Raw genomic sequence first — 21,129 nt, forward strand, 5'->3', positions numbered from 1 at the left:
CTCAGCCGAACTGCACCGACCGCTTCGCCAGCCCCATCCAGAATCCGTCGATCACGCTGCGCTGGCTCCCCAGTTCCGACTCCGCCGCCCCCAGCGTGACGAACAGCGGCGCGAAGTGCTCGGTGCGCGGATGCGCGAGCCGCCCCGCCGGGGAGGTGCGCTGGAAGTCGAGCAGGGCGTCGATGTCCTGCGCGTCGAGGGCGCGCTGCCCCCAGTCGTCGAACTCGGCCGACCAGCTCGGCGGCGTCGGTCCCGTCCGCCGGAGCGCGGCGAGGTTGTGGGTGAAGAAGCCGCTGCCGACGATGAGCACGCCCTCGTCCCGCAACGGCGCCAGCTTCCGCCCGATCTCCATCAGCCTTTGCGGGTCGAGGGTGGGCATCGACACTTGGAGGACGGGGATGTCGGCGTCCGGGTACATCTCGACCAGCGGTACGTACGCACCGTGGTCGAGCCCCCGGTCCGGGATGTCCTGGACCGGCGTGCCCGCCGCACGGAGCGTCTTGCGGACGCGCTCGGCGAGCTCGGGGGCACCGGGCGCGGCGTACCGCACCCGGTAGTAGTGGTCGGGGAAGCCCCAGAAGTCATGGACGAGAGGGACCTGTTGGGTGGCCCCGATGGCCAGCGGCGCCTCCTCCCAGTGGGCGGAGATCATCAGGATGGCCGTGGGCCGGGGCAGCCCCGCGGACCAGGCGGCGAGCTGACCGGGCCAGACCGGGTCGTCGGCGAGCGGCGGAGCACCATGGCTGAGGTAGAGGGCGGGCATGCGCCCGTCGGGCACGGACATGAGGACTCCTCGAACGAGACATCCGGAGAAGCAGACACTTGAAGTCTCAAGCAATGCGTTTCCGACTGTACCGCGCACTTGTTTAAGTTTCAAGAAATATACTTACAATGAGCCTTGTGGACGACGCCTTGAAGACTCCCGCAGACGCCGAAGAGCCGCGTTGGCTGACCGATGAGGAGCAGCGCGCCTGGCAGGCATACCTCCAGGCCGGCATGCTCCTGGAAGACCATCTCGACCGTCAGCTCCAGCGCGACGCGGGCATGCCTCATGTGTACTACGGGCTGCTGGTGAAGCTCTCCTCGGCGCCTCGCCGCCGGATGCGGATGACCGAGCTCGCCGAGGCCGCCACGATCACCCGCTCCCGGCTGTCGCACGCCATCGCCCGGATGGAGAAGAACGGTTGGGTACGGCGCGAGGACTGCCCCTCCGACAAGCGCGGGCAGAACGCCGTCCTCACCGACAAGGGCTTCGCGGTGTTGCGGGACACCGCCCCCGGCCATGTCGCCGCCGTACGGACGGCGATCTTCGACCGGCTCACCCCGGAGCAGATCGCGCAGTTCGGTGACATCTGCCGGATCATCGCCGACGGTCTGCAGCCGGAGGGCGCGGATCTGCCCTGGCTGCGCTGAGCGGCCCCGGAACACGGCCCCCCGGCCCCAGGGACACACGAAGGCCCCGCTCCCATGGCGGATTCCAGGGGTCGTTGCAACACAAGTGATCAACTGGCTGTGGCCAGGAGCTCAGCGAGACGCTCGGCTGGGGTTTCCCAGCCGAGCGTTTTGCGTGGACGGCCGTTGAGTCCGGCTGCCACGGCCTCCAGGTGCTCGCGAGTGTGGACGGACAGGTCGGTTGCCTTGGGGAAGTACTGGCGCAGCAGGCCGTTCGTGTTCTCGTTCGAGCCGCGTTTGAGCTGCGGTGTTGCAACGACCACTAGAACGGAAGACGAGGGAGCGGGGCCTTCGCCTGCGTAGGAACGCTACGACCGCTGAGGCCGCTACGACCGCCAAGGCCGTTCAGAGGCCCCGGCTCAGTGCGCCATGACCGGAACGGCGTCCTCGACGGCCCCCTCACCGGAGCCCGCCACCGTGCCACCGCTGCCCTTCCCTCCGGAGTTGATCAGCGTGATGGCGATCGTGGCGGCCAGCGTCAGGATGCCGACGGCCCACCAGATGGCGGTGGTGTAGCCGTGCACCATCGACTGCAGCTCCAGCGCCTTGCGCGAGGGCGCCGCGAGCGCGTGCGACTTCGCGTACTCGGTGCTGGCGCTGGCGGCGATGGTGTTGAGGAGCGCGGTGCCGATGGCGCCGCCGACCTGCTGCGAGGTGTTCACCATCGCCGAGGCGACACCGGCGTCACGCGGCTGGACACCGTGTGTGGCCAGGCTCATCGCCGGCATGAAGGCCGTGCCCATGCCGAGACCCAGCAGCAGGAACGCGGGCAGGATCAGGGCCGGGTACGAGGTGTCCAGGTCGAGCTGGGTCAGCAGCAGCATGCCCGCCGCGGCGGCCAGGAAGCCCGGTCCCATGAGCAGCCGGGCCGGAACCCGGGTCATCAGCCGGGCGCCGATCTGCGTCGAGCCGGTGATCATGCCCGCGATCATCGGCAGGAAGGCGAGACCGGTCTTGACCGGGCTGTATCCCTTGACGACCTGCATGTAGTAGGTGAGGAAGAGGAACAGGCCGAACATGCCGATGACGGCGAGGCCCAGCGAGGCGTAGACGCCGCCGCGGTTGCGGTTGGTGACCACACGCAGCGGCAGCAGCGGGGCCTTCACCCGGGACTCGACGACCGCGAAGGCGGTCAGCAGCACGGCGGCGGCGACGAACAGCCCGATGGTCCAGCCCGCCGTCCAGCCGTCGGACTCGGCGCGGGTGAAGCCGTAGACCAGCGAAACCAGGCCCGAGGTGGCCAGGAGCACGCCGGGGATGTCCAGCCGGGACGGGTTACGGCTCTCGACGGGCTCGCGGATCACGGCGATCGCGCCGGCCGCGGCGACGATGGCGAAGGGGATGTTCACGAAGAACGTCCAGCGCCAGTCCATGTACTCGGTGAGCACACCGCCGAGGATCAGACCGACGGCGCCGCCACCGCCCGCGATGGCACCGAAGACGCCGAACGCCTTGGCGCGCTCCTTGGCGTCGGTGAACGTCACGGCGAGCAGCGAGAGCGCGGAGGGCGCGAGCAGCGCGCCGAACACGCCCTGCAGCGCGCGGGCGCCGAGGAGCATCGAGCTGTTGAGCGCGGCGCCGCCCAACGCCGAAGCGGCCGCGAAGCCGACGAGGCCCACGACGAAGGTCTGCTTACGGCCCCACAGGTCCGCAAGCCGGCCGCCGAACAGCAGCAGTCCACCGAAGGCGAGGGCGTAGGCGGTGATGACCCACTGCTTGTTGCCGTCGGAGATGTTGAGGTCGGTCTGCGCGGAGGGGAGCGCGATGTTCACGATGGTCGCGTCGAGCACGACCATCAGCTGGGCGAGCGCGATGAATATCAGCGCTTTCCAGCGCCGGGGATCGACGTACTGAGCCGTTTCGGGCATGGGTGTGCCTACCTAGCGGTGCGGAGAGTGAAGTGGGACGTGTGGGCCGGTCAGTCCGGCTCAGGCCGTTGGGACAAGAGAAAGCGAGAGGCGAGAACGCACGCACAGAAGACCTGTGAACGCGCGGAAAATAAGCGGTGCGGTGCGGTGCGGTGCGATCGGCCGTCGTGCGCTCGATGTCACGGCCGGTGCTGCAGATCCTCCAAGGTCGCTGCGGAGCCGGGCAGTTCGGAGCGCGCCGGGGCCGACAGGCCGTCCAGGAACAGCTGCAGATGCCGGTGCGCAAACGTGTCGAAGTTCACGCAGCCGCTGCCGGGCAGCGGCCGGGTGAGCTGGGTGAGGGCCACCATCAGATCACCGACGTCGATGTCGGTGCGCAGAAGGCCGGCCGCGCGCGCCGCTCCCATGAGGGCGTCGATACCGGCGTCCAGACGGCCGCGGGCGGCGATGTGGTCAGGGTGCTCCTTGTCGATTCCGTCGGAGAGCAGCGGGCACAGCGCGCCGATCCGCTCATCCGCAGCCGCGTGGACGAAGCGGCACAGCGCCCGGAAGGCGTCAGGCTCCTCGGCCAGGGCTGATTCGGCCTGTTCGGCGACGCGGGACATCACCGAGAGCGTGACGTGGTGGATCAGCTCGTGGCGGTCCGGGAAGTGTCGGTAGATCGTGGCATTGCCGACACCGGCCCGTCGAGCGATTTCATCGAGCGGGACCTCGGCCCCGTGCTCGACGAGCACTTCGCGCGCGGCGGCGACGATCCGCTCCCGGTTGCGCACGGCGTCCGCGCGCAGCCGGGGCTGCCCGGACTTCGCGGTCATCGTGGCGGCCATGTCAGCGCTCCCTTCTGCGTACGACATCCCTGCGTACGGCGTACGGCGTCTCCGCGCGCGATGTCCGGCGACTCGGTCCCGGCTCTCGACGTTTTGACGTTTCGACGTTCAACTTTTCCGGGGAGTCAGTCCCCGTTTATGCGATCACTCGTTTAAACGGGGAATCAGTCCCCGGAATTTCCCCGTCCGCAGGTGACCCGCATCACACTCTTCCGGGCGCCGTACCGCCCGGACGGAGCAGCCGATTCCCCCGCACGGCGGCACCCCACGGGCGCCCCCGCCGGCGCGCCCACACCGTGGTCGGCAATGGAGCAGACCCGCGAGACCACGCGCCCCCGCATACGAATACGCAAGCCCCGCCGAGGCAGCGCATTCGCCACTGCCGCCGTGCTCACGGTGGCCGCGGTGGCCCCGGCGGCGACACCGCGTCCCACGACCACCGCGACGCCCACGCGGGCCCCGGCGCTCTCGGCGGAACCGGCCACCGGTTCCCTCGGGCCGTGCACCCTCGCCCCGGGCCATGGGCTCCAGATGTCCGAGGGGATCCCCACCGGGCACGGCTACAGCCGTAGTACGGGCACGGTCAACGCCCTCAACCTGGTGATCGACTTCCCGGATGTCCACGGCAAGGGCACGGCCCGCCAGCGCTTCGAGGAGTTCTTCCCGCAGACCTCGCGCTGGTTCGCGCAGGGCTCGTACGGGCGGCTCGACTACCGCCCCGCGATGCCGATCGACCACTGGCTGCGGATGCCGCACTCCTTCCGCTCGTACGGCATCAAGCGCGGCAGCCCCTTCGAGCCCGGTTATCGCAAACTCGTCGCCGATATAGCCGCCACGGCCGACCCTGAGGTCGACTTCCGCCGCTACGACCTGGTCAACGTCCTGGTCACCCCGAACGCCGGACCGCCGGCCGCACACGCCGTGCTGTCCGTGACCTACGCCGACAACCAGCGCGCCCCGACCGCCGACGGCGTACCGCTGGCCAATGTCTCCTTCGTCTACAGCCGCCAGGACGACGGCTCCGGTTCGCTGCACCGCACCGGGTTCCGCGTCCTCCCCCACGAGAACGGCCATGTCTTCGGGCTGCCCGACCTCTACACCCGGGGCGGCGGGGACAAGGTCGGCCACTGGGACGTGATGTCCGAGGACTGGGGCGTCGGCAACGACCTGCTGGCCTGGCACAAGTGGAAGCTCGGCTGGCTCGGCCCGCGCCAGGTGACCTGCGCCGCCCAGGCCGGCGTCTCGGCGCATACGCTCACCCCGCTGAGCCGCCCGGACGGGACCAAGCTGCTCTTCGTCCCCGTCTCGCCGTCCACCGGCTACGCCGTCGAGGCGCGCGAGAGCGGCGGCAACGACGAGGCGATATGCAAGCCCGGCGTCCTGGTCTCCTGGGTGGACACCCGCATCGACTCCGGCGGCGGCCCCGTGACGGTCATGGACAGCACCCCCGGCGGCCGCGGCTGCACCCATGAGCGCAATGTCCACCCCGGGCTCAGCGACGCGGCGTTCGCGCCCGGCGAGAGCTTCACCGGGACGGCGGACGGCACGCGCGTGCGCGTCCGCGTCACCGGGCGGGACGCGCGGGGCAACTACGGCGTCGAGGTCACCCGTCGCGCCAGTGCCGGCGCCCGAGGCTGATCAGCAGCAGCTGCTTGCGCGCGGTGGCGGCCACCCGCCGCTCGATCTCCGGACGGTCCGGCTGGGCCTCCAGAAACGCCGTCGCCGTCATCACCATATGGTCGACATAGAGCTGCGCAAGGATCCGGACATCTTCTGGCGACCAGCCCTGCGGAACCAGCTGCGGAGTGAAGGCGTCCGCGACCTCGTCGGCGAACCGCCCCAACTCGGCGGCGATGGCCTCCCGTACGGGACGTACGCCACCGTGGCGCTCGCGCGCGATGAAGCGGATATGCGCTGGATAGCGGCGTACATGCTCGGCGACCGCCTCGACGGTGGCATCGATCCGCTCCTCGTCGCCGGCCTGGTCGGCGAGTATCGCGCGGATCATGTGGTGCAGACTGCCCAGCGACTCCTCGACGAGCGCGACACCGAGGTCGCTCAGATCCCGGAAATGGCGGTAGAAGGCGGCGGGGGCCACCCCCACCGCGCGGGTGACCTCGCGCAGACCCAGGCTGCTCAGGCTCTGGTCCTCCAACAGCAGCAGCCCCGCGTCCAGCAGCGCGCGCCGCGTCTTCTCTTTCTGGGCCTGCCGGACCCCGGAGGTGTGACTCATATCATTCAGTAAACATCTGTTCGCCGACTTTAGCCAGTGGTGTGCGGGGTACTCTAGATCTCAGTGAACAGTTGTAAATCCAACTGTTCACCGAACAACCATCGTAACGCCATCCGCAACCGGATCCGTCACTACGAGAGAGGCTCACATGCTCTTCATCGTCGCGGCTCTCGCCTTGATGGGGGTCCTTCTGGGCGCGGCGGCGCACACCCCGCTCCCGCTGTTCCTCGCCGCCGCCGGCGCCATCGGCGCCTGGCTGCTCGTCTTCTTCATCCGTGAACGCGCCGGACACAAGGGGAGCTGACCCATGGCACTCACCGCACCGTCCCGCACGTCGCCCGCCAGGGCGCGCCGGGACGCCGACGGCATGGCCGTCGCCTCGTTCGTCCTGGGCCTGATCGGCCTGCTGCTCTTCAACGCGATCTTCGGGCCCTGCGCCATCGTCCTCGGGACGCTCGCGCTCGCCCGTGAGACCCGCCGCCGGGGCCGGGCACTGCTCGGACTCGCGCTCGGCATCTCGGACGTGGTCCTGCTGATCGTCCTGTTGACCCTGAACCACTCGGTCTTCTGGCAGTTCGGCGGCTGATCCCGCCGCGCCCAAGACCTCTCCGCAGGTCCGACGGCCGCGCAGGCACCCCTGCGCGGCCGTCGGCGTTTCCGCCCAGTGGCACGTCGCCTTTCCCGCCCAGCGGCACGTTGCGTTTCCCGCCCAGCGGCACGTCGCCTTTCCCGCCCAGCGGCCGTCGGCGATTCCACCCAGCGACCCTTCCGTTTCCACTCAACGACTCAATGAAAGAGCCATTGCCCGCACATGACGCCCGTCACCACGCTCGGCGCCCACGGCGTAGTCGAGCCGGACGTCCGGGGGCAGAGCGGCGCGCAGCTCGTCGAGGGGCGAGACGATGTGGTCGGGGAAGACCAGCGCCGAACCCCCGCCGAGCACCCGGGCATCGCGCGCCGCCGCGCCGATGAGCGCGAGGTACCGATCCGCATGACCGCATTCGCGAGGAACCCGTGGTACGTCGCCGCCTACGGCCGTGAGACCGGCCGCGAGCTGCTGGGACGCACCATCCTGAACGAACCCGTCGCCTTCCACCGCGGCGAGTCGGACGGCACGGTGGTCGCGCTCGCCGACCGCTGTGTGCACCGCCGCTATCCCCTGACGGCCACGACTCCGTACTCACCGATGAGGAGCGGGCGTCGGGCGGGACGATGACGATCTGCGTCTCACGCTGCCGCGGCTCCCGGCTGGTGCTGGACCTGTGAATCGGCCCCGAGCAGCCGCCGGCACCTCTCGATGACGGGGCTGGGACGACCCCACCCACTGGACAACCAGGTTGGTTAGGCTAACCTAACTACGTCCTCGGGTCGCCGTCCCGTGGCCATCGTCCCCGTACGCATCGAGAGAAGGCACACCGTTATGCGCCAGGCCAGAGCACTCCCCCTCTCCCGCCGCGGCCTGCTCGCCGCGGGCGGCGCTGTCGGTCTCGGAGCCATGGTCACCGCCTGCGGTGGCAAGGGCGGTTCGGGCTCCGGCGACGACGGAAAGGGCGGCGGCGCCTGGTCCTTCACCGATGACCGCAAGCAGAAGATCACCCTCGACGGCCGGCCCCAGCACATCGTCGCCTACATCGGCGCGGCGGCGGCGCTCTACGACTTCGGCATCGAGCAGCAGATCACCGGCGTCTTCGGCCCGACCACGCTGAAGAACGGCAAGCCGGATGTGCAGGCCGGCGACCTCCCCGTCGACAAGGTGACGTCCCTCGGCCAGACGTGGGGTCAGTTCAACGTCGAAAAGTACGCCTCGCTCAGCCCCGATCTGCTGATCACCAACATGTACGACCCGGGCGCGCTCTTCTACGTCCCGGACGACAGCAAGAAGAAGATCCTCGCGCTGGCCAAGAGCGCCGCCATCACCACCGGCCGGGTCTCCATGCTGGAGCCCATCAAGCGCTACGCCGCGCTGGCCGAGGCCCTCGGCGCCGACCTCAAGGCCAAGAAGGTCACCGACGCCAAGGCACGGTTCGAGAAGGCGTCCGAGGAACTGCGCCGGACCGTGAAATCGCATCGGATCAAGGTCATGGCCTGCTCCGCCAGCGCCGATCTCTTCTACGTCTCCAACCCGAGAATCAACGCCGACCTGATCTACTTCAGCGAGCTCGGCGTCGACTTCGTCGTCCCCCAAAAGCCCGACAAGGGCGGCTACTTCGAGAGCCTGAGCTGGGAGAACGCCGACAAGTACGACGCCGATGTGCTCTTCCTCGACAACCGCACCGCGACCCTCCAGCCCAAGGCCCTGACCTCCAAGCCGACCTGGGCGAAGCTCCCCGCCGTCAAGGCCGGCCAGATCACTCCCTGGAGCAGCGAGCCGCGCTTCTCGTACGCCGGCGCCGCCCCGCTCGTCGAGTCCCTCACCAAGGCCATCCAGGACGCGAAGAAGGTCAGTTGACCGGCGGTCAGTCGACCGGCCGGCCCAGCCGCTTCACGGCAAGCGAAGGGAAGACCCCCCTCCCATGACCACCGCAGCCACCACCACCCCCACGGCCGTCCCGTTCCGCTTCTTCGACGCGCAGGTCGTCCGGACCCGTTCGCTCGGGCCGTCCATGGCGCGGATCACCTTCGGCGGAGCGTGTCTCAAGGAGTTCACCGCCGGAGGCCGCGACCAGCGGTTCAAGCTGTTCCTGCCGCACCCCGGCCAGAGCGCCCCGGTCGTACCGGTCGAGGACGGCGAGGGCTGGTTCGCCGGCTGGCGGGCCATGGACCCCGGCGTCCGCGGCATCATGCGCTCCTACACGGTGCGCGAACAGCGCCATGACCCGGACGAGATCGACGTCGACTTCGCGCTGCACGAGGACGGCGGCCCGGCCGCCCGCTGGGCCGCCCGCGCCGAGCGCGGCGACCGCGTCACCCTCCTCGGCCCGGTCGTCGCCGACAACGCCGGGATCGACTTCCGGCCCCCGCCCGGCACCGAGTGGGTGCTGCTCAGCGGCGACGAGACCGCGCTGCCCGCCATCGCCGGCATCCTCGAATGGCTGCCCGCCGGCACCCGGGCCAAGGTGTGGATCGAGGTCCAGCACGCGGAGGACCTGCAGGAGCTGCGCACCGAGGCGAACGCCGACATCACCTGGCTGATCCGGGACGGCGCCGCCCCCGACGCCCCGCGCTCCGCCCTCGTCCTGGACGAGCTGCGCGCCGCCGAGCTGCCGCACGGCACTCCGTACGCCTGGATCGCGGGCGAGGCCGGGACGGTACGGGCCCTCCGCCGCCATCTGGTCCGCGAGCGCGGCTTCGACCGCAAAGCCGTGACGTTCACCGGCTACTGGCGCCTGGGCGCCTGCGAGGAGCAGCTCGTCGAGGAGGCCGTGTCGGGCACCGGCCCCGCGGCCGACGACTGAGCGACCACACCCCTTCCTTCCTCACCCGACCTGGACGACGGGCGGCCGACCGCTCGACAGGCGGCCGACCGCTCGACGCGCCCCCGCGCGCCCGGCCGCCCCGTCCAGCGCCCCCGCAGGCCCGCAGACCTCGGCCATAGGGCGCGCCCGCGGGCCCAACGGGCCACTGGACACCCCGGCAGGCCCCCAGGCCACCCCCCACAAGCCGCATGCCCGCAGCTCCCCGCACGCCCGCATGCTCGTTTCAGAAGGGACAGACCGTGAGTTTCCTCGCGCAGACCGCTGAGGACCCGTCGCCGGAGTCGATACCCGGGGCGGCGGATGGCAGGGCCCACCTCTTCAACGACCGTACGGCGGAGCGCTATCGGCGCACCGTGACCGACGGCGTCGGCCTGGTGGCCTCCACCGTCGCCCGCACCGAGCGCCCGTTCACCGGCGTCTCCCCCGCCGAACTGGCCCCCGAGATCTCCGCAATCGACCTGGAACGGCCGCTGGGCGACCCGGGCGAGGCGCTCAAGGAGCTGGAGGACGTCTACCTCAAGGACGCCGTCTACTTCCACCACCCGCGCTACCTCGCCCATCTCAACTGCCCCGTGGTCATCCCGGCGCTGCTCGGCGAGGCGGTCCTGTCCGCCGTCAACTCCTCCCTGGACACCTGGGACCAGAGCGCGGGCGGCACCCTGATCGAGCGGCGGTTGATCGAGTGGACGGCCGACCGCGTCGGTCTCGGCGAGGCCGCCGACGGCATCTTCACCAGCGGCGGCACCCAGTCCAATCTGCACGCCATGCTGCTGGCCCGCGACGAGGCGTGCACGCTGGTGGAGAAGGAGAACGCCGCGACCGGAAAGACCGTCGCCAAATCCGAGATCCTGCCGCGGCTGCGCATCCTCACCTCCCAGGCCGGCCACTTCTCCATCCAGAAGGCCGCCGCCGTCCTGGGGCTCGGCTACGAGGCCGTCATCCCCGTCGCATGCGACCAGGACCGGCGGATGCGCACCGTCGCCCTCGCCCGTGAGCTGGACCGCTGCCGACGCGAGAACCTGGTGGTCATGGCCGTCGTCGCCACCGCCGGAACCACCGACTTCGGCACCATCGACCCGCTACCCGAGATCGCCCAGCTGTGCGCCCGCTACGACTCCTGGCTGCATGTCGACGCCGCCTACGGCTGCGGACTGCTGGTCTCCCCGACCCGCCGCCACCTTCTCGACGGCATCGAGCGCGCCGACTCGGTGACCGTGGACTACCACAAGTCCTTCTTCCAGCCGGTCAGTTCCAGCGCCGTGCTCGTCCGCGACCGCGCCACGCTCAGCCACGCCACGTACCACGCCGACTACCTCAATCCCGAGCGCAGCGCCAAGAAGCTCATCCCCAACCAGGTCGACAAGTCCCTCCAGACCACCCGCCGCTTCGACGCGCTCAAACTGTGGCTGACGCTGCGCATCATGGGCGCGGACGCCGTCGGGGCGCTCTTCGACGAGGTGGTGGACCGGGCCGCCGAGGCATGGAGCGTGCTGGACACCGATCCGCGCTACGAGGTCGTCACCGAGCCGCAGCTGTCCACGCTGGTCTTCCGCTACGTACCGCCGCCCGGGGACGACCGTGACCCCGCCCTCGTCGACCGGGCCAATCTGCACGCCCGCGAGGCGCTCGCGGCCTCCGGCGAGGCGGTGGTGGCCGGGACGGTCGTCGACGGCCGCCACTACCTCAAATTCACCCTGCTCAACCCGGAGACCTCGCTGAGCGACATCGCCTGCGTCCTCGACCTCCTCGCCGAGCACGCCGGCCAGTACCTGGCCCTGCACATCGAGCCCGAACTCAGCCACTCGGGCGCCGGCTGAGCCACGACCGCTGAGCCACGCCGGCTGAGCCGCGCCGGCTAAGCCGCGATCGCTGAGCCACGCCGGCTGAGCCGCGATCGCTGAGCCACGCCGGCTGAGCCGCGACCGCTGAGCCGCCTTCACCGCCTTCATCCCGCCGGAGACCCGGAGACCCACGTGTCCACCCCGCACACGCACGACTTCATCGCGGTCGGCGTCGGCCCCTACAACCTGGGCCTCGCCTGCCTCACCGAGCCGATCGACGAACTCGACGGACTGTTCCTGGAGAGCAAGCCGGACTTCGACTGGCATCCGGGCATGCTGCTGGACGGCGTCACACTCCAGACCCCGTTCATGGCCGACCTCGTCACCCTCGCCGACCCGACCTCCCCGTACTCCTTCCTCAACTATCTGAAGGAATCCGGGCGGCTCTACTCCTTCTACATCCGCGAGATCTTCTATCCGCTGCGTGCCGAGTACAACGACTACTGCCGCTGGGCCGCCGCCAAACTCTCGTCCATCCGCTTCGGCCACGAGGTGACCCGCGTCGAGTACGACGAGGCCGACGGCCTCTACACCGTGCACGCGCTGCGCCCAGCCACCGGCGGAACCACCGTGCACCGCGCCCGCCACCTGGTCCTGGGCACCGGCACGCCGCCATACGTCCCCGAGGCATGCCAGGGCCTGGGCGGCGATCTGCTGCACAACGGGCGCTATCTGGAGCACAAGGAAGCGCTCCAGGCCAAGGAGTCCATCACCATCGTCGGCAGCGGCCAGAGCGCCGCCGAGATCTACCAGGATCTGCTGGCCGACATCGACACCCACGGCTACCGGCTCACCTGGGTGACCCGCTCCCCGCGCTTCTTCCCGCTGGAGTACACCAAGCTCACGCTGGAGATGACCTCACCGGAGTACGTGGACTACTTCCACGCGCTGCCCGAGGGCACCCGCTATCGGCTGGAGTCCGAGCAGAAGGGCCTGTTCAAGGGCATCGACGCCGACCTCATCAACGCCATCTTCGATCAGCTCTACCAGAAGAGCGTAAGCGGCCCGGTGCCGACGCGGCTGCTGACCAACACCGCGCTCACCGACGCCTCGTACGACGCGTCCTCCGGCACGTACACCCTCTCGCTGCGCCATGTCGAACAAGAGCGGGACTTCTCCCTCACCACCCAGGGACTCGTCCTCGCCACCGGCTACCGCTACCAGGTGCCCGCCTTCCTGGAGCCCGTCCACGACCGCATCCGCTGGGACAGCCGCGGCCGCTTCGACGTCGCCCGCAACTACAGCATCGATGTGACGGGGCGTGGCATCTTCCTCCAGAACGGCGCCACCCACGCCCACAGCCTCACCTCCCCGGATCTGGGCATGGGCCCGTACCGCAACGCGTGGATCATCCGCGAGCTGCTGGGGCGGGAGCACTATCCGGTGGAGAAGTCCATCGCCTTCCAGGAGTTCGGCGCGCCGCAGGGAGCGGCATCATGACCCCTTTCTCACGTTTCTCACGCACCGACGACCGCCTGGGCACCTTCGCCCTGCGCGCCCTGGACCCCGCGGCCGACGCCGCGCTGCTGCACGGCTGGGTGACCCACCCCAAGGCGTCCTTCTGGATGATGCAGGAGGCGGACGAGGCGGAGGTCGCCACCGAGTACCGCAGGATCGCCGAGCATCCGCACCACGACGCCTTCATCGGCCTGCACGAGGGCCGCCCGGCCTTCCTCGCCGAACGCTACGACCCGGCGAAGGTCGAACTGGTGGGCCTGTACGAGCCCCGACCGGGTGACGTCGGCATGCACTTCCTGTGCGCGCCGACCGACACCCCGGTGCGCGGCTTCACCCTCGCCGTCATCACGACCGTCATGGAGTTCTGCTTCGCCGATCCGGCCGTGCGCCGGGTCGTGGTCGAACCCGACGTCCGTAATACGGCGGTCCACGCACTCAACGCCGCCGTCGGCTTCGAGATCGTCGAGCGGATCGCCAAACCGGAGAAGGACGCCTACCTCAGCATCTGCACCCGCGAGCGGTTCAAGGCGGCCTGTGCCGAAGGCGCCGTACGTGCCGTACGCGCCACCCAAGGAGTAACCCGATGACCCCCCGCGACGCCGTCGCCCACCTCACCCCCGACCTGTGGGAGCGGGCGGGCCGCCTCCTCATCCGCAAGGCGCTCGCCGAGTTCGCGCACGAGCGCCTGCTCACACCCGAGCCCTTGGACGACGGCCGCTACGCGGTCCACAGCGACGACGGCGCGGTGGCGTACCGCTTCGCCGCCCGCGTCCTGTCGCTGGACCACTGGCTGGTCGAGGCGGAGAGCATCACCCGCCACGGCCGGGACGGCGCCGAACTGCCGCTGGACGCCCTCGACTTCTTCATAGAACTGCGGGGGGCCCTCGGCCTCAGCGATGACATCCTCCCCGTCTACCTGGAGGAGATCAGCTCCACCCTCTCCGGCACGGCCTACAAACTGGCCGCCGAGCCCACCAGCGCCGCAGAGCTGGCGAAGTCCGGCTTCCAGGAGATCGAGACCGGGATGACCGAAGGCCATCCCGGCTTCGTCGCCAACAACGGCCGCCTCGGCTTCGGCATCCACGAATACCTCTCGTACGCTCCCGAGACCGCCAGCCCCGTCCAGCTGATCTGGCTGGCCGCCCGCCGCGACCGCGCCACGTTCACGTCCTGCGCCGACCTGGACTACGAGCAGCTGATCCATTCGGAGCTCAGCGAGCAGACCCGCGCCCGCTTCGCGGCCACCCTGACCGACCTCGGCCTCGACCCGGCCGACTACCACCTGTTGCCCGTGCACCCCTGGCAGTGGTGGAACAAGCTGTCGGTCAGCTTCGCCGCCGAGGTCGCCCGGCAGCATCTGGTCTGCCTGGGCCCGGGGGACGACGAGTACCTGGCCCAGCAGTCGATCCGCACCTTCTTCAACACCACGGACCCCTCCAAGCACTACGTCAAAACCGCTCTCTCCGTCCTCAACATGGGCTTCATGCGGGGCCTGTCCGCCGCCTATATGGAGGCCACCCCGGCCATCAACGACTGGCTGGCAGGGCTGATCTCCTCCGACGAGATCTTCCGCGCCGCCCGCTTCTCGATCATCCGCGAGCGGGCCGCCATCGGCTACCACCACCGCCAGTACGAGGCCGCCACCAACCGCTACTCCCCCTACCGCAAAATGCTCGCCGCGCTGTGGCGCGAGAACCCCGTCCCGTCGCTGGAACCCGGCCAACGCCTGGCCACCATGGCCTCCCTCCTCCACACCGACCGCGAGGGCGCGTCCCTCGTCAGCGCCCTCATCGAGGAATCCGGCCTCACCCCCGCCACCTGGCTCCGCCGCTACCTGGACGCCTACCTCACCCCGGTGCTGCACAGCTTCTACGCCTACGACCTGGTCTTCATGCCGCACGGCGAGAACGTCATCCTGGTCATCGAGGACGGTGCGGTCCAGCGGGTGATCTTCAAGGACATCGCCGAGGAGATCGCGGTCATGGACCCGACCGCCGTCCTCCCCCCGGCCGTCGAACGCATCCGCGCGGACGTCCCCGAGGACAAGAAGCTGCTCTCCGTCTTCACCGACGTCTTCGACTGCTTCCTCCGCTTCCTCAACGGCATCCTCGTCAGCGACGGCCTGCTGGAGGAGGACACCTTCTGGCGCACGGTCGCCGAGTGCGTACTGGCCTACCAGGAGTCGGTACCGCACCTCTCGGACAAATGCACCCAGTACGACATGTTCGCCGAGGACTTCGCCCTGTCCTGCCTCAACCGACTCCAGCTCCGCAACAACCGCGAAATGGTCGACCTCCAGGACCCGTCCGGCGCCCTCCAGCTCATCGGCACCCTCCAGAACCCGATCGCGGCCTTCCGTCCGGGGGCCTGATGATCAGGCGGCCGGGGGCGCGGCGGAGGGGCGATCAGGCGGCCGATCCGGGGCCGGCCCGGGCCCCAGGCCCGGGCCATTGCCCTGGGGCGACATCCCCCAGGCCATGGCCCCACCGACAAGATCCACAAGGGCGTGACCAGAGCTCCCGGGGGACGCACCCGCCCCTTCCCCCGTCCGCTGGGCTGTCCCCGGCACCTCCCCCTGCCACCAGCAGGGAGGATCGGGTGCACGCCTCCGTGGGGCTTGTAGAAATCTCCGTCAGTGCAGGTCAGCAGACGACAGGCAGAACGCTTCGGAACGCTTGACCCTCGACCCGGAAACGCTGTGCGGATTGCTACAGGTCAGGCCAGCTTTCACAGGGCGTAGCGGCGATCCGCTTCTCAGTGAGGCGCTGGGTCACCGCAATGGAATGCCCGATGTCCTTGACACCGCAGGCCACCTGAGTTGCCATCAAGCTGGCTCAGTGCTTCACCCACGCGGCGGCGATTGGCTCGCCACGACTTGCTAAGCAGGCCGACCGTGAAGCATGGGCATGTTCCGTCAGAGTGCGCGGCGCACCGTACTGATCGTTCTGCTGTCCCATGACAGGAGAACGATCCTGCTACACCAGCCAACGAGTACGGCAGTGTGGTGGCCGCTGCGGCTGGATGTGCCGGTGGACAGCTCAAGCGCGAGGGTGGTGCGAGGGTGGCGGCGGCAGGGCACGGCCCTATCCGAGGTGCGCAGAGGCCGAGTGACCGGATATCTGACTACGGCTGTCTCCAGTGCAGCGGGACCGATTACCCAAGATTATCGCGTGACGATCTTCAAGCTCTCAGAGCCGGTGGCGACCGACTCAGCTTTACCTTCAGCTCACTGGTGGCCATTGCACAGCTCAAGCAGGTCACAACTTTCCCTCGGGAACTGGGCCTATTCATAGAGGGGTACGTCGAGGGCTGGATTCCGGACGGCACAATCACCCTGGACAGCTGAGACAGACCGCGCTGGAGCCGGGGTTCGGCTCCGGGCAAGACCTGCTGGCGTCGGCTGGAGCGATGGCAGCAGGCCGGCGTCTTCGACCAGTTGCACCGGATCCTGCTCGCCGAGCTCAACTCGGCGGGTGAGATCGACTGGTCCCCGGCGTGTGTAGACGGCTCCCACATCCGCGCGAAAAAAAGGGGGTGCCGACACCGGTCCGTCGCCGGTCGACCGGCGCAAGACGGGCAGTAGACACCACCTGATCCGCGACGGACGCGGCACTCCGCTCAAGGTCATCACCACCGCGGCCAACGTAAACGACGTCACCCAGACCCTCGCCCTGGTCGACGGCATCCCGCCCGTCGCCGGCCGCCCTGGCCGTCCCCGCCGCCGTCCCGAGGCCCTGCTCGGCGACAAGGGCTACGACTCCAATCCCAACCGGGAAGAGCTGCGCACGCGCAGGATCCTGCCCGTCATCTCCCGCAAGGGCTCCCCGAACAACCAGGGACTGGGCAAGCTCCGCTACGTCGTCGAGCAGACCTTTGCCCTGCTCCACCAGTTCAAACGCCTCGCCGTCCGATGGGAACGCCGGACCGAGCTCCACGACGCTTTCGTATCCCTCGCCTGCAGCCTCATCTGCTGGAGGCGACTCAAGAAACGCCGATCATGGTCGTGTTACGAGCTCATAGTGCAGGGATCAAGAACCGTCGCACTGCGACACCATAAGTTCAAGCTCAGTACAACGTGTGCATCCTCGTGTCCTTGGACAGCCAGCACGCCATAATGGTGCGCGTCAGGCCTCAGCCACCTCCTCGTGGGGATCGTCCTGTACTCCACGCTCGCACTGACCATTCTGATAGAGAGCTACGGGAATCCACGATGACTGCGGAAGCAATTGTGGCAGCGATCTCGGTACTGGTGTCGATCGCGATCGCACTGGCCGAGGGGACGTGGCACTGGAGAAGACGAAGACTCCCGGATTACGACAGCCCTCTGCGGTTCGGTGATATCGACGAGGCGAGATCATTCAGCGTCCAGGACCTGGTCAAGGTCGTCAATCTGCAGAACAGCCCCAGCCTTGACCCGCAGAACCCAGGATCCGCGCTTCTCTCCGATGCGTACCTGGTGCAGCGGGAATCAGAGGGCGGGACCGGCCTCGTTTCCATCTACAGCACTCGCGGCCAGTTATCGGCCAGCTCGGCGAGTCATCCTCACCAATACGAGTCCGGCGACTACGACTCCACTCACATGGTGACCAATCAGGCCGTGGGTGTGCCCCTCTCCGGGCTTGCGCAGGGCGTCCCCAGCCCGGTGATCAACAGGGTTGCCTTCATCGGGGCATACGACGGAGTGACCGATGAGTTCTTTGAGACTCACATAGAGAGGCCCACCAAATCCCTCACCATCATTCTGATCTTCACGCAGCGTTATCGATGTACCGAAGCCTTCGGATCAGTCCAGACCGGGGCCAGGTCAAGGGTCGAGCCCGCGCGGGTCAAGCCGATGATCCTAGACGACGGGCGTATTGTGTACTGGCACGTCACCCCGGTCAAGACCGACTGGCTGCCCATCCATGCCCGGTACCGGGTCCGCTGGAAGTGGAGGGATGTCGATAGATGGACCGCATCGCACTGAAGACCATGCGCGCCGCAGGTACGCCCGTGCACAACTGGCATCCGGCGCGCAAATTTCCAGAGACGTATCCTGGGGTCTCGGTTGACCAGAGCTACCTCCTCTGGGGTGATCGGGTCCTGCCGGTCTCCAGCAACAAGGACCATGAGTTCCTGGTCACTGCCGGGGGCGAGAGTCTGCTTCTTGAGGAACTGCTCAGCGCGTTACGCCTCCCCGGTCTGCAGCAACGATTTCCCGTACTCGCCTACGGGGCCAACCGCAATCCGTCGACCCTGTACACCAAACTGCGTAACTACGCTTCAGGCTCGACCGAATCGGATGTCCACTTCCTGCCGGTGTTCAAAGGGCACATGCGAGGAGCCGATGTCGCTGCTTGCCGGTTCCATGGTCACGGTTACCTCTACGGCGAACTCCTTCTTGGGCACAGCCTGTGCAAAAACGTTGAGCTTGAGGTCTACGTCTGCCTGGTCGACCTCGAGCAACTCGCCGTTCTCAACAAGAGCGAGGGTGTCGACACGGGTGTGTACGACCTGGCTGTCATTCCCGACGTTCGAGTTGATGCGTTGATGAAACCATTCTTCGCCCTGGGATACGCGGCACGCCAACGCGTATGGCACTCCCCCGCCCATGGGATGCCCGTTGCGTATTCTCTGCTTCCCGCCGTCGGCCGCACGCTGCCTGCGATGACATCGAGGGAAATGGTGGATCACGCCCTGACCACCCTTGGCCTGCGCGGGCAGATCAGTGCTCTGACCGGCCTGAAAGACGACGGGAGGATGGCGGAGGAGGTGGCGAAGTACCTCAACGGGCAGTGGTGGTACCAGTTTCACACCGGGCAGCCGCCAATTCGGGGGTACTCCCAGGTGATGGAACTGCTCGACTCCCGCATGGCCGAGAGCTCTGCGCCGTCACGAACACTGGACTTTCTCCGGGCGAACGGCCTCGTTCTGCCGCCCAAGGACGCATATGCGCCAGGTGGTGAGCACGTCTGGAAGAACTGCGGGGGAGCCGCCTGAAGAGCTATCCGGTGCTGGGCCGGGGTGTCTCTATGTCCTGCGTCAAGGTTGAGAGGGGGACTATAAATCGTTCGGTGTAACTCCCGATCATGGAAGATGCATCGATGACCAGTGAGAACGTATCCGACTCCGAGGCCGCCGAGCCCACGAAGGCTGCGTCGGCGAAGGCCGTGGACGACCAGTTGATCGACGAGCTGGTGGGCCGCGCCCAGGCCGAGGGCCTGCAGCTGACCGGCGAAGGCGGCCTACTGCAGCAGCTGACCAAGCGGCTGCTGGAGTCCGCCTTGGAAGGCGAGATCACCGACCATCTCGGTTATGACAAGCACGACCCGGCGGGCAGGAACGGTGGCAACTCCCGTAACGGCACACGCTCCAAGACGGTGCTGACCGACGTCGGTCCGGTGGAGATAACCGTGCCCCGTGACCGATACAGCTCCTTCGAGCCGAAGATCGTCAAGAAGCGGCAGAAGCGCCTGAGCGGCGTCGACGAGATGGTCATCTCGCTGGCCCGCGAAGGGCCTGACCACCGGCGAGGTGCAGGCCCACCTGGCCGAGGTCTATGGCGCCGAGGTCTCCCGCCAGACCATCTCCACCATCACCGACAAGGTCCTGGAGGGCATGACGGAATGGCAGAGCCGCCCGCTCGACACCGTCTATCCGGTCGTCTTCATCGACGCCATCCACGTGAAGATCCGCGACGGTGCGGTGGCCAACCGGCCCATCTATGTGGCCCTGGCCGTCACCGCCGAGGGCCGGCGGGAGATTCTGGGGCTGTGGGCGGGTGACAGCGGTGAGGGCGCCAAGCGCTGGCTGCACATCCTCACCGAGATCAAGAACCGCGGCGTCAGCGACGTCCTCATGCTCGTCTGCGATGGGCTGAAGGGCCTGCCCGACGCGGTCGAGACCGTCCGGCCCAGGACGCTCGTGCAGACCTGCGTCGTGCACCGAAGCCGTCAAAAATCAACGCGTTGCTCCGCAGGAGTGACCTCGTTGATGTGGTATGCGCATATCCGACGAGGTCCGAGGCCAGCTGGCACGGCGGTTCGAGGTCCTGCTCCCGCACCTGAACGAGCGTCAGCAGCGGCTGGCACTGGCGACCGAGGCCCGGCTGCTCGGTCACGGAGGCGTGCGCCTGGTCGCTCGGACGGCCCAGGTCAGCGAGACCACCGTCCGCAAGGGCGTATTCGAACTCGAAGCCGGGGATCAGCCGCTGACCGAGGGGCGTGTCCGGCGCCCCGGTGGTGGACGGATGCGAGCCGAGGTCATTGACCCGCAGATGGTTCCCGCGCTGATGGCACTGGTCGAGCCGGACGAGCGCGGTGATCCGATGTCGCCGCTGCGCTGGACGACGAAGTCGCTGCGCAACCTGGCCGCCGAGCTGTCTCGGCAGGGGCATCGCGTGACCGCGCCCACGGTGGGCCGCCTGCTGAAGGAGCAGGGGTTCAGCCTGCAGGGCACCACCAAGACGCTGGAGGGCGATCAGCATCCCGACCGGGACGCGCAGTTCCGCTACATCAACGAGCAGGTCAAAGAGCACCAGGCCGCGGGTGAGCCGGTGATCAGTGTGGACGCGAAGAAGAAGGAACAGATCGGGCTGCTGCCGATGGCCGGGCAGGAGTGGCGGCCGGCCGGGAAGCCCGTCGAGGTCGAGGACCACAGCTTCTTCGCCGGCCCGCACGTGGAGTCGGTGATTCCGTACGGGATCTACGACATGACCGCGAACACCGGCTGGGTGAACGTCGGGACCGACCACAACACGTCCGCGTTCGCGGCCGCCTCGATCCGCCGCTGGTGGCAGGCACGCGGACAGCACGACTATCCCGAGGCATCACGGCTGCTGATCACCGCTGATGCCGGCGGGTCCAACAGCTACCGCTACCGGCTGTGGAAGGCCGAGCTGGCCGCGTTCGCCGCCGAGGCCGGCCTGACCGTCACGGTCTGTCACTTCCCGCCGGGCACTTCGAAGGTCGGGTAGCCGGAGGGATTCGCACCCTCCGGCTCCCACAGATCCGTACGTGACGATCTCTCGTCATACGGCTCTTGTCGTCCTGATCA

Annotated in this window: 16 protein-coding genes and 6 pseudogenes; 17 read left to right on the plus strand and 5 right to left on the minus strand. The window is 68.4% G+C overall.

Annotation, left to right across the window (positions count from 1 at the left end; all coding sequences use genetic code 11):
- Window position 1 precedes the first annotated feature (1 nt).
- Window positions 2-784 (minus strand): class III extradiol ring-cleavage dioxygenase, encoded by a 783-nt coding sequence (locus ABZU99_RS03380; protein WP_355944829.1) that lies wholly within the window; start codon window positions 782-784, stop codon window positions 2-4.
- Between the two features lie 116 nt (window positions 785-900).
- Here ABZU99_RS03380 and ABZU99_RS03385 point away from each other — a divergent pair, with 116 nt between their 5' ends.
- Window positions 901-1,413: a MarR family transcriptional regulator gene (locus tag ABZU99_RS03385; protein WP_355944831.1), complete on the plus strand. Its 513-nt coding sequence runs from the start codon at window positions 901-903 to the stop codon at window positions 1,411-1,413.
- 89 nt (window positions 1,414-1,502) lie between these two features.
- Here the strand turns inward: ABZU99_RS03385 and ABZU99_RS03390 are convergent.
- The 3 genes and pseudogenes from ABZU99_RS03390 to ABZU99_RS03400 form a co-directional block, all read right to left on the minus strand.
- Window positions 1,503-1,691 (minus strand): annotated as a pseudogene (locus ABZU99_RS03390) (IS30 family transposase); the annotation flags it as partial.
- Between the two features lie 120 nt (window positions 1,692-1,811).
- Window positions 1,812-3,320 (minus strand): MFS transporter, encoded by a 1,509-nt coding sequence (locus ABZU99_RS03395; RefSeq protein WP_356043940.1) that lies wholly within the window; start codon window positions 3,318-3,320, stop codon window positions 1,812-1,814.
- Window positions 3,321-3,499: 179 nt separating this feature from the next.
- On the minus strand, window positions 3,500-4,147 hold the full coding sequence (locus ABZU99_RS03400; protein ID WP_355944835.1) for a TetR/AcrR family transcriptional regulator: 648 nt from the start codon (window positions 4,145-4,147) through the stop codon (window positions 3,500-3,502).
- A gap of 306 nt (window positions 4,148-4,453) precedes the next feature.
- On the opposite strand from ABZU99_RS03400, the gene ABZU99_RS03405 reads away from it, so the two are divergent.
- A complete protein-coding gene (locus ABZU99_RS03405) occupies window positions 4,454-5,785 on the plus strand; it encodes a M6 family metalloprotease domain-containing protein (RefSeq protein ID WP_356043937.1) in 1,332 nt (443 codons plus the stop codon).
- Here the strand turns inward: ABZU99_RS03405 and ABZU99_RS03410 are convergent.
- Entirely contained in the window at window positions 5,751-6,380 is a 630-nt protein-coding gene (locus ABZU99_RS03410; RefSeq protein WP_355944838.1) for a TetR family transcriptional regulator, read from the minus strand. The genes ABZU99_RS03405 and ABZU99_RS03410 overlap by 35 nt on opposite strands.
- 148 nt (window positions 6,381-6,528) lie before the next feature.
- Here ABZU99_RS03410 and ABZU99_RS03415 point away from each other — a divergent pair, with 148 nt between their 5' ends.
- The 15 genes and pseudogenes from ABZU99_RS03415 to ABZU99_RS03485 all read left to right on the plus strand — a co-directional run.
- Window positions 6,529-6,684 carry a hypothetical protein gene (locus ABZU99_RS03415; protein WP_356043935.1) on the plus strand — a complete coding sequence of 52 codons (156 nt, stop codon included), beginning with the start codon at window positions 6,529-6,531 and terminating at the stop codon, window positions 6,682-6,684.
- 3 nt (window positions 6,685-6,687) lie between these two features.
- Window positions 6,688-6,966, plus strand: coding sequence for a DUF4190 domain-containing protein (locus tag ABZU99_RS03420; protein ID WP_355944842.1), 279 nt, complete (start codon window positions 6,688-6,690; stop codon window positions 6,964-6,966).
- A 405-nt stretch (window positions 6,967-7,371) separates the two neighbouring features.
- Window positions 7,372-7,545 (plus strand): annotated as a pseudogene (locus ABZU99_RS03425) (Rieske 2Fe-2S domain-containing protein); the annotation flags it as partial.
- Window positions 7,536-7,646: pseudogene (locus ABZU99_RS03430) on the plus strand (oxidoreductase); the annotation flags it as partial. The pseudogenes ABZU99_RS03425 and ABZU99_RS03430, both read left to right, overlap by 10 nt.
- Before the next feature lie 154 nt (window positions 7,647-7,800).
- Entirely contained in the window at window positions 7,801-8,829 is a 1,029-nt protein-coding gene (locus tag ABZU99_RS03435) for an ABC transporter substrate-binding protein (protein ID WP_356043931.1), read from the plus strand.
- A gap of 64 nt (window positions 8,830-8,893) precedes the next feature.
- Window positions 8,894-9,775 (plus strand): siderophore-interacting protein, encoded by an 882-nt coding sequence (locus tag ABZU99_RS03440; RefSeq protein WP_355944844.1) that lies wholly within the window; start codon window positions 8,894-8,896, stop codon window positions 9,773-9,775.
- A gap of 260 nt (window positions 9,776-10,035) precedes the next feature.
- Window positions 10,036-11,613, plus strand: a complete 1,578-nt coding sequence (locus ABZU99_RS03445) for an aspartate aminotransferase family protein (RefSeq protein ID WP_356043927.1) — start codon at window positions 10,036-10,038, stop codon at window positions 11,611-11,613.
- 156 nt (window positions 11,614-11,769) lie between these two features.
- Window positions 11,770-13,077, plus strand: coding sequence for a lysine N(6)-hydroxylase/L-ornithine N(5)-oxygenase family protein (locus ABZU99_RS03450; RefSeq protein WP_356043925.1), 1,308 nt, complete (start codon window positions 11,770-11,772; stop codon window positions 13,075-13,077).
- Window positions 13,074-13,682 carry a GNAT family N-acetyltransferase gene (locus ABZU99_RS03455; protein WP_356043923.1) on the plus strand — a complete coding sequence of 203 codons (609 nt, stop codon included), beginning with the start codon at window positions 13,074-13,076 and terminating at the stop codon, window positions 13,680-13,682. Before ABZU99_RS03450 ends, ABZU99_RS03455 begins: the two co-directional genes overlap by 4 nt.
- A complete protein-coding gene (locus ABZU99_RS03460; RefSeq protein WP_356043921.1) occupies window positions 13,679-15,466 on the plus strand; it encodes an IucA/IucC family siderophore biosynthesis protein in 1,788 nt (595 codons plus the stop codon). Before ABZU99_RS03455 ends, ABZU99_RS03460 begins: the two co-directional genes overlap by 4 nt.
- Window positions 15,467-16,622: 1,156 nt before the next feature.
- Window positions 16,623-17,210 (plus strand): annotated as a pseudogene (locus ABZU99_RS03465) (IS5 family transposase); the annotation flags it as partial.
- Between the two features lie 95 nt (window positions 17,211-17,305).
- Entirely contained in the window at window positions 17,306-18,061 is a 756-nt protein-coding gene (locus tag ABZU99_RS03470) for a hypothetical protein (RefSeq protein ID WP_355944851.1), read from the plus strand.
- Window positions 18,043-19,074, plus strand: coding sequence for a hypothetical protein (locus ABZU99_RS03475; RefSeq protein ID WP_355944853.1), 1,032 nt, complete (start codon window positions 18,043-18,045; stop codon window positions 19,072-19,074). Before ABZU99_RS03470 ends, ABZU99_RS03475 begins: the two co-directional genes overlap by 19 nt.
- Before the next feature lie 104 nt (window positions 19,075-19,178).
- Window positions 19,179-20,019: pseudogene (locus tag ABZU99_RS03480) on the plus strand (IS256 family transposase); the annotation flags it as partial.
- Window positions 20,020-20,074: 55 nt separating this feature from the next.
- A pseudogene (locus ABZU99_RS03485) lies at window positions 20,075-21,040 on the plus strand (ISAzo13 family transposase); the annotation flags it as partial.
- Between the last annotated feature and the right edge of the window lie 89 nt (window positions 21,041-21,129).

The organism is Streptomyces sp. NPDC005266 (assembly GCF_040607655.1).
Lineage (GTDB): Bacteria > Actinomycetota > Actinomycetes > Streptomycetales > Streptomycetaceae > Streptomyces.

What these genes read in the sequence shown, in the direction of transcription:
- ABZU99_RS03380 (WP_355944829.1), bottom strand. Translation starts at nt 784, where the DNA reads ATGTCCGTGCCCGACGGGCGCATGCCCGCCCTCTACCTCAGCCATGGT.
- ABZU99_RS03395 (WP_356043940.1), bottom strand. Translation starts at nt 3,320, where the DNA reads ATGCCCGAAACGGCTCAGTACGTCGATCCCCGGCGCTGGAAAGCGCTG.
- ABZU99_RS03400 (WP_355944835.1), bottom strand. Translation starts at nt 4,147, where the DNA reads ATGGCCGCCACGATGACCGCGAAGTCCGGGCAGCCCCGGCTGCGCGCG.
- ABZU99_RS03405 (WP_356043937.1), top strand. Translation starts at nt 4,454, where the DNA reads ATGGAGCAGACCCGCGAGACCACGCGCCCCCGCATACGAATACGCAAG.
- ABZU99_RS03410 (WP_355944838.1), bottom strand. Translation starts at nt 6,380, where the DNA reads ATGAGTCACACCTCCGGGGTCCGGCAGGCCCAGAAAGAGAAGACGCGG.
- ABZU99_RS03415 (WP_356043935.1), top strand. Translation starts at nt 6,529, where the DNA reads ATGCTCTTCATCGTCGCGGCTCTCGCCTTGATGGGGGTCCTTCTGGGC.
- ABZU99_RS03420 (WP_355944842.1), top strand. Translation starts at nt 6,688, where the DNA reads ATGGCACTCACCGCACCGTCCCGCACGTCGCCCGCCAGGGCGCGCCGG.
- ABZU99_RS03435 (WP_356043931.1), top strand. Translation starts at nt 7,801, where the DNA reads ATGCGCCAGGCCAGAGCACTCCCCCTCTCCCGCCGCGGCCTGCTCGCC.
- ABZU99_RS03440 (WP_355944844.1), top strand. Translation starts at nt 8,894, where the DNA reads ATGACCACCGCAGCCACCACCACCCCCACGGCCGTCCCGTTCCGCTTC.
- ABZU99_RS03455 (WP_356043923.1), top strand. Translation starts at nt 13,074, where the DNA reads ATGACCCCTTTCTCACGTTTCTCACGCACCGACGACCGCCTGGGCACC.
- ABZU99_RS03460 (WP_356043921.1), top strand. Translation starts at nt 13,679, where the DNA reads ATGACCCCCCGCGACGCCGTCGCCCACCTCACCCCCGACCTGTGGGAG.
- ABZU99_RS03470 (WP_355944851.1), top strand. Translation starts at nt 17,306, where the DNA reads ATGACTGCGGAAGCAATTGTGGCAGCGATCTCGGTACTGGTGTCGATC.
- ABZU99_RS03475 (WP_355944853.1), top strand. Translation starts at nt 18,043, where the DNA reads ATGGACCGCATCGCACTGAAGACCATGCGCGCCGCAGGTACGCCCGTG.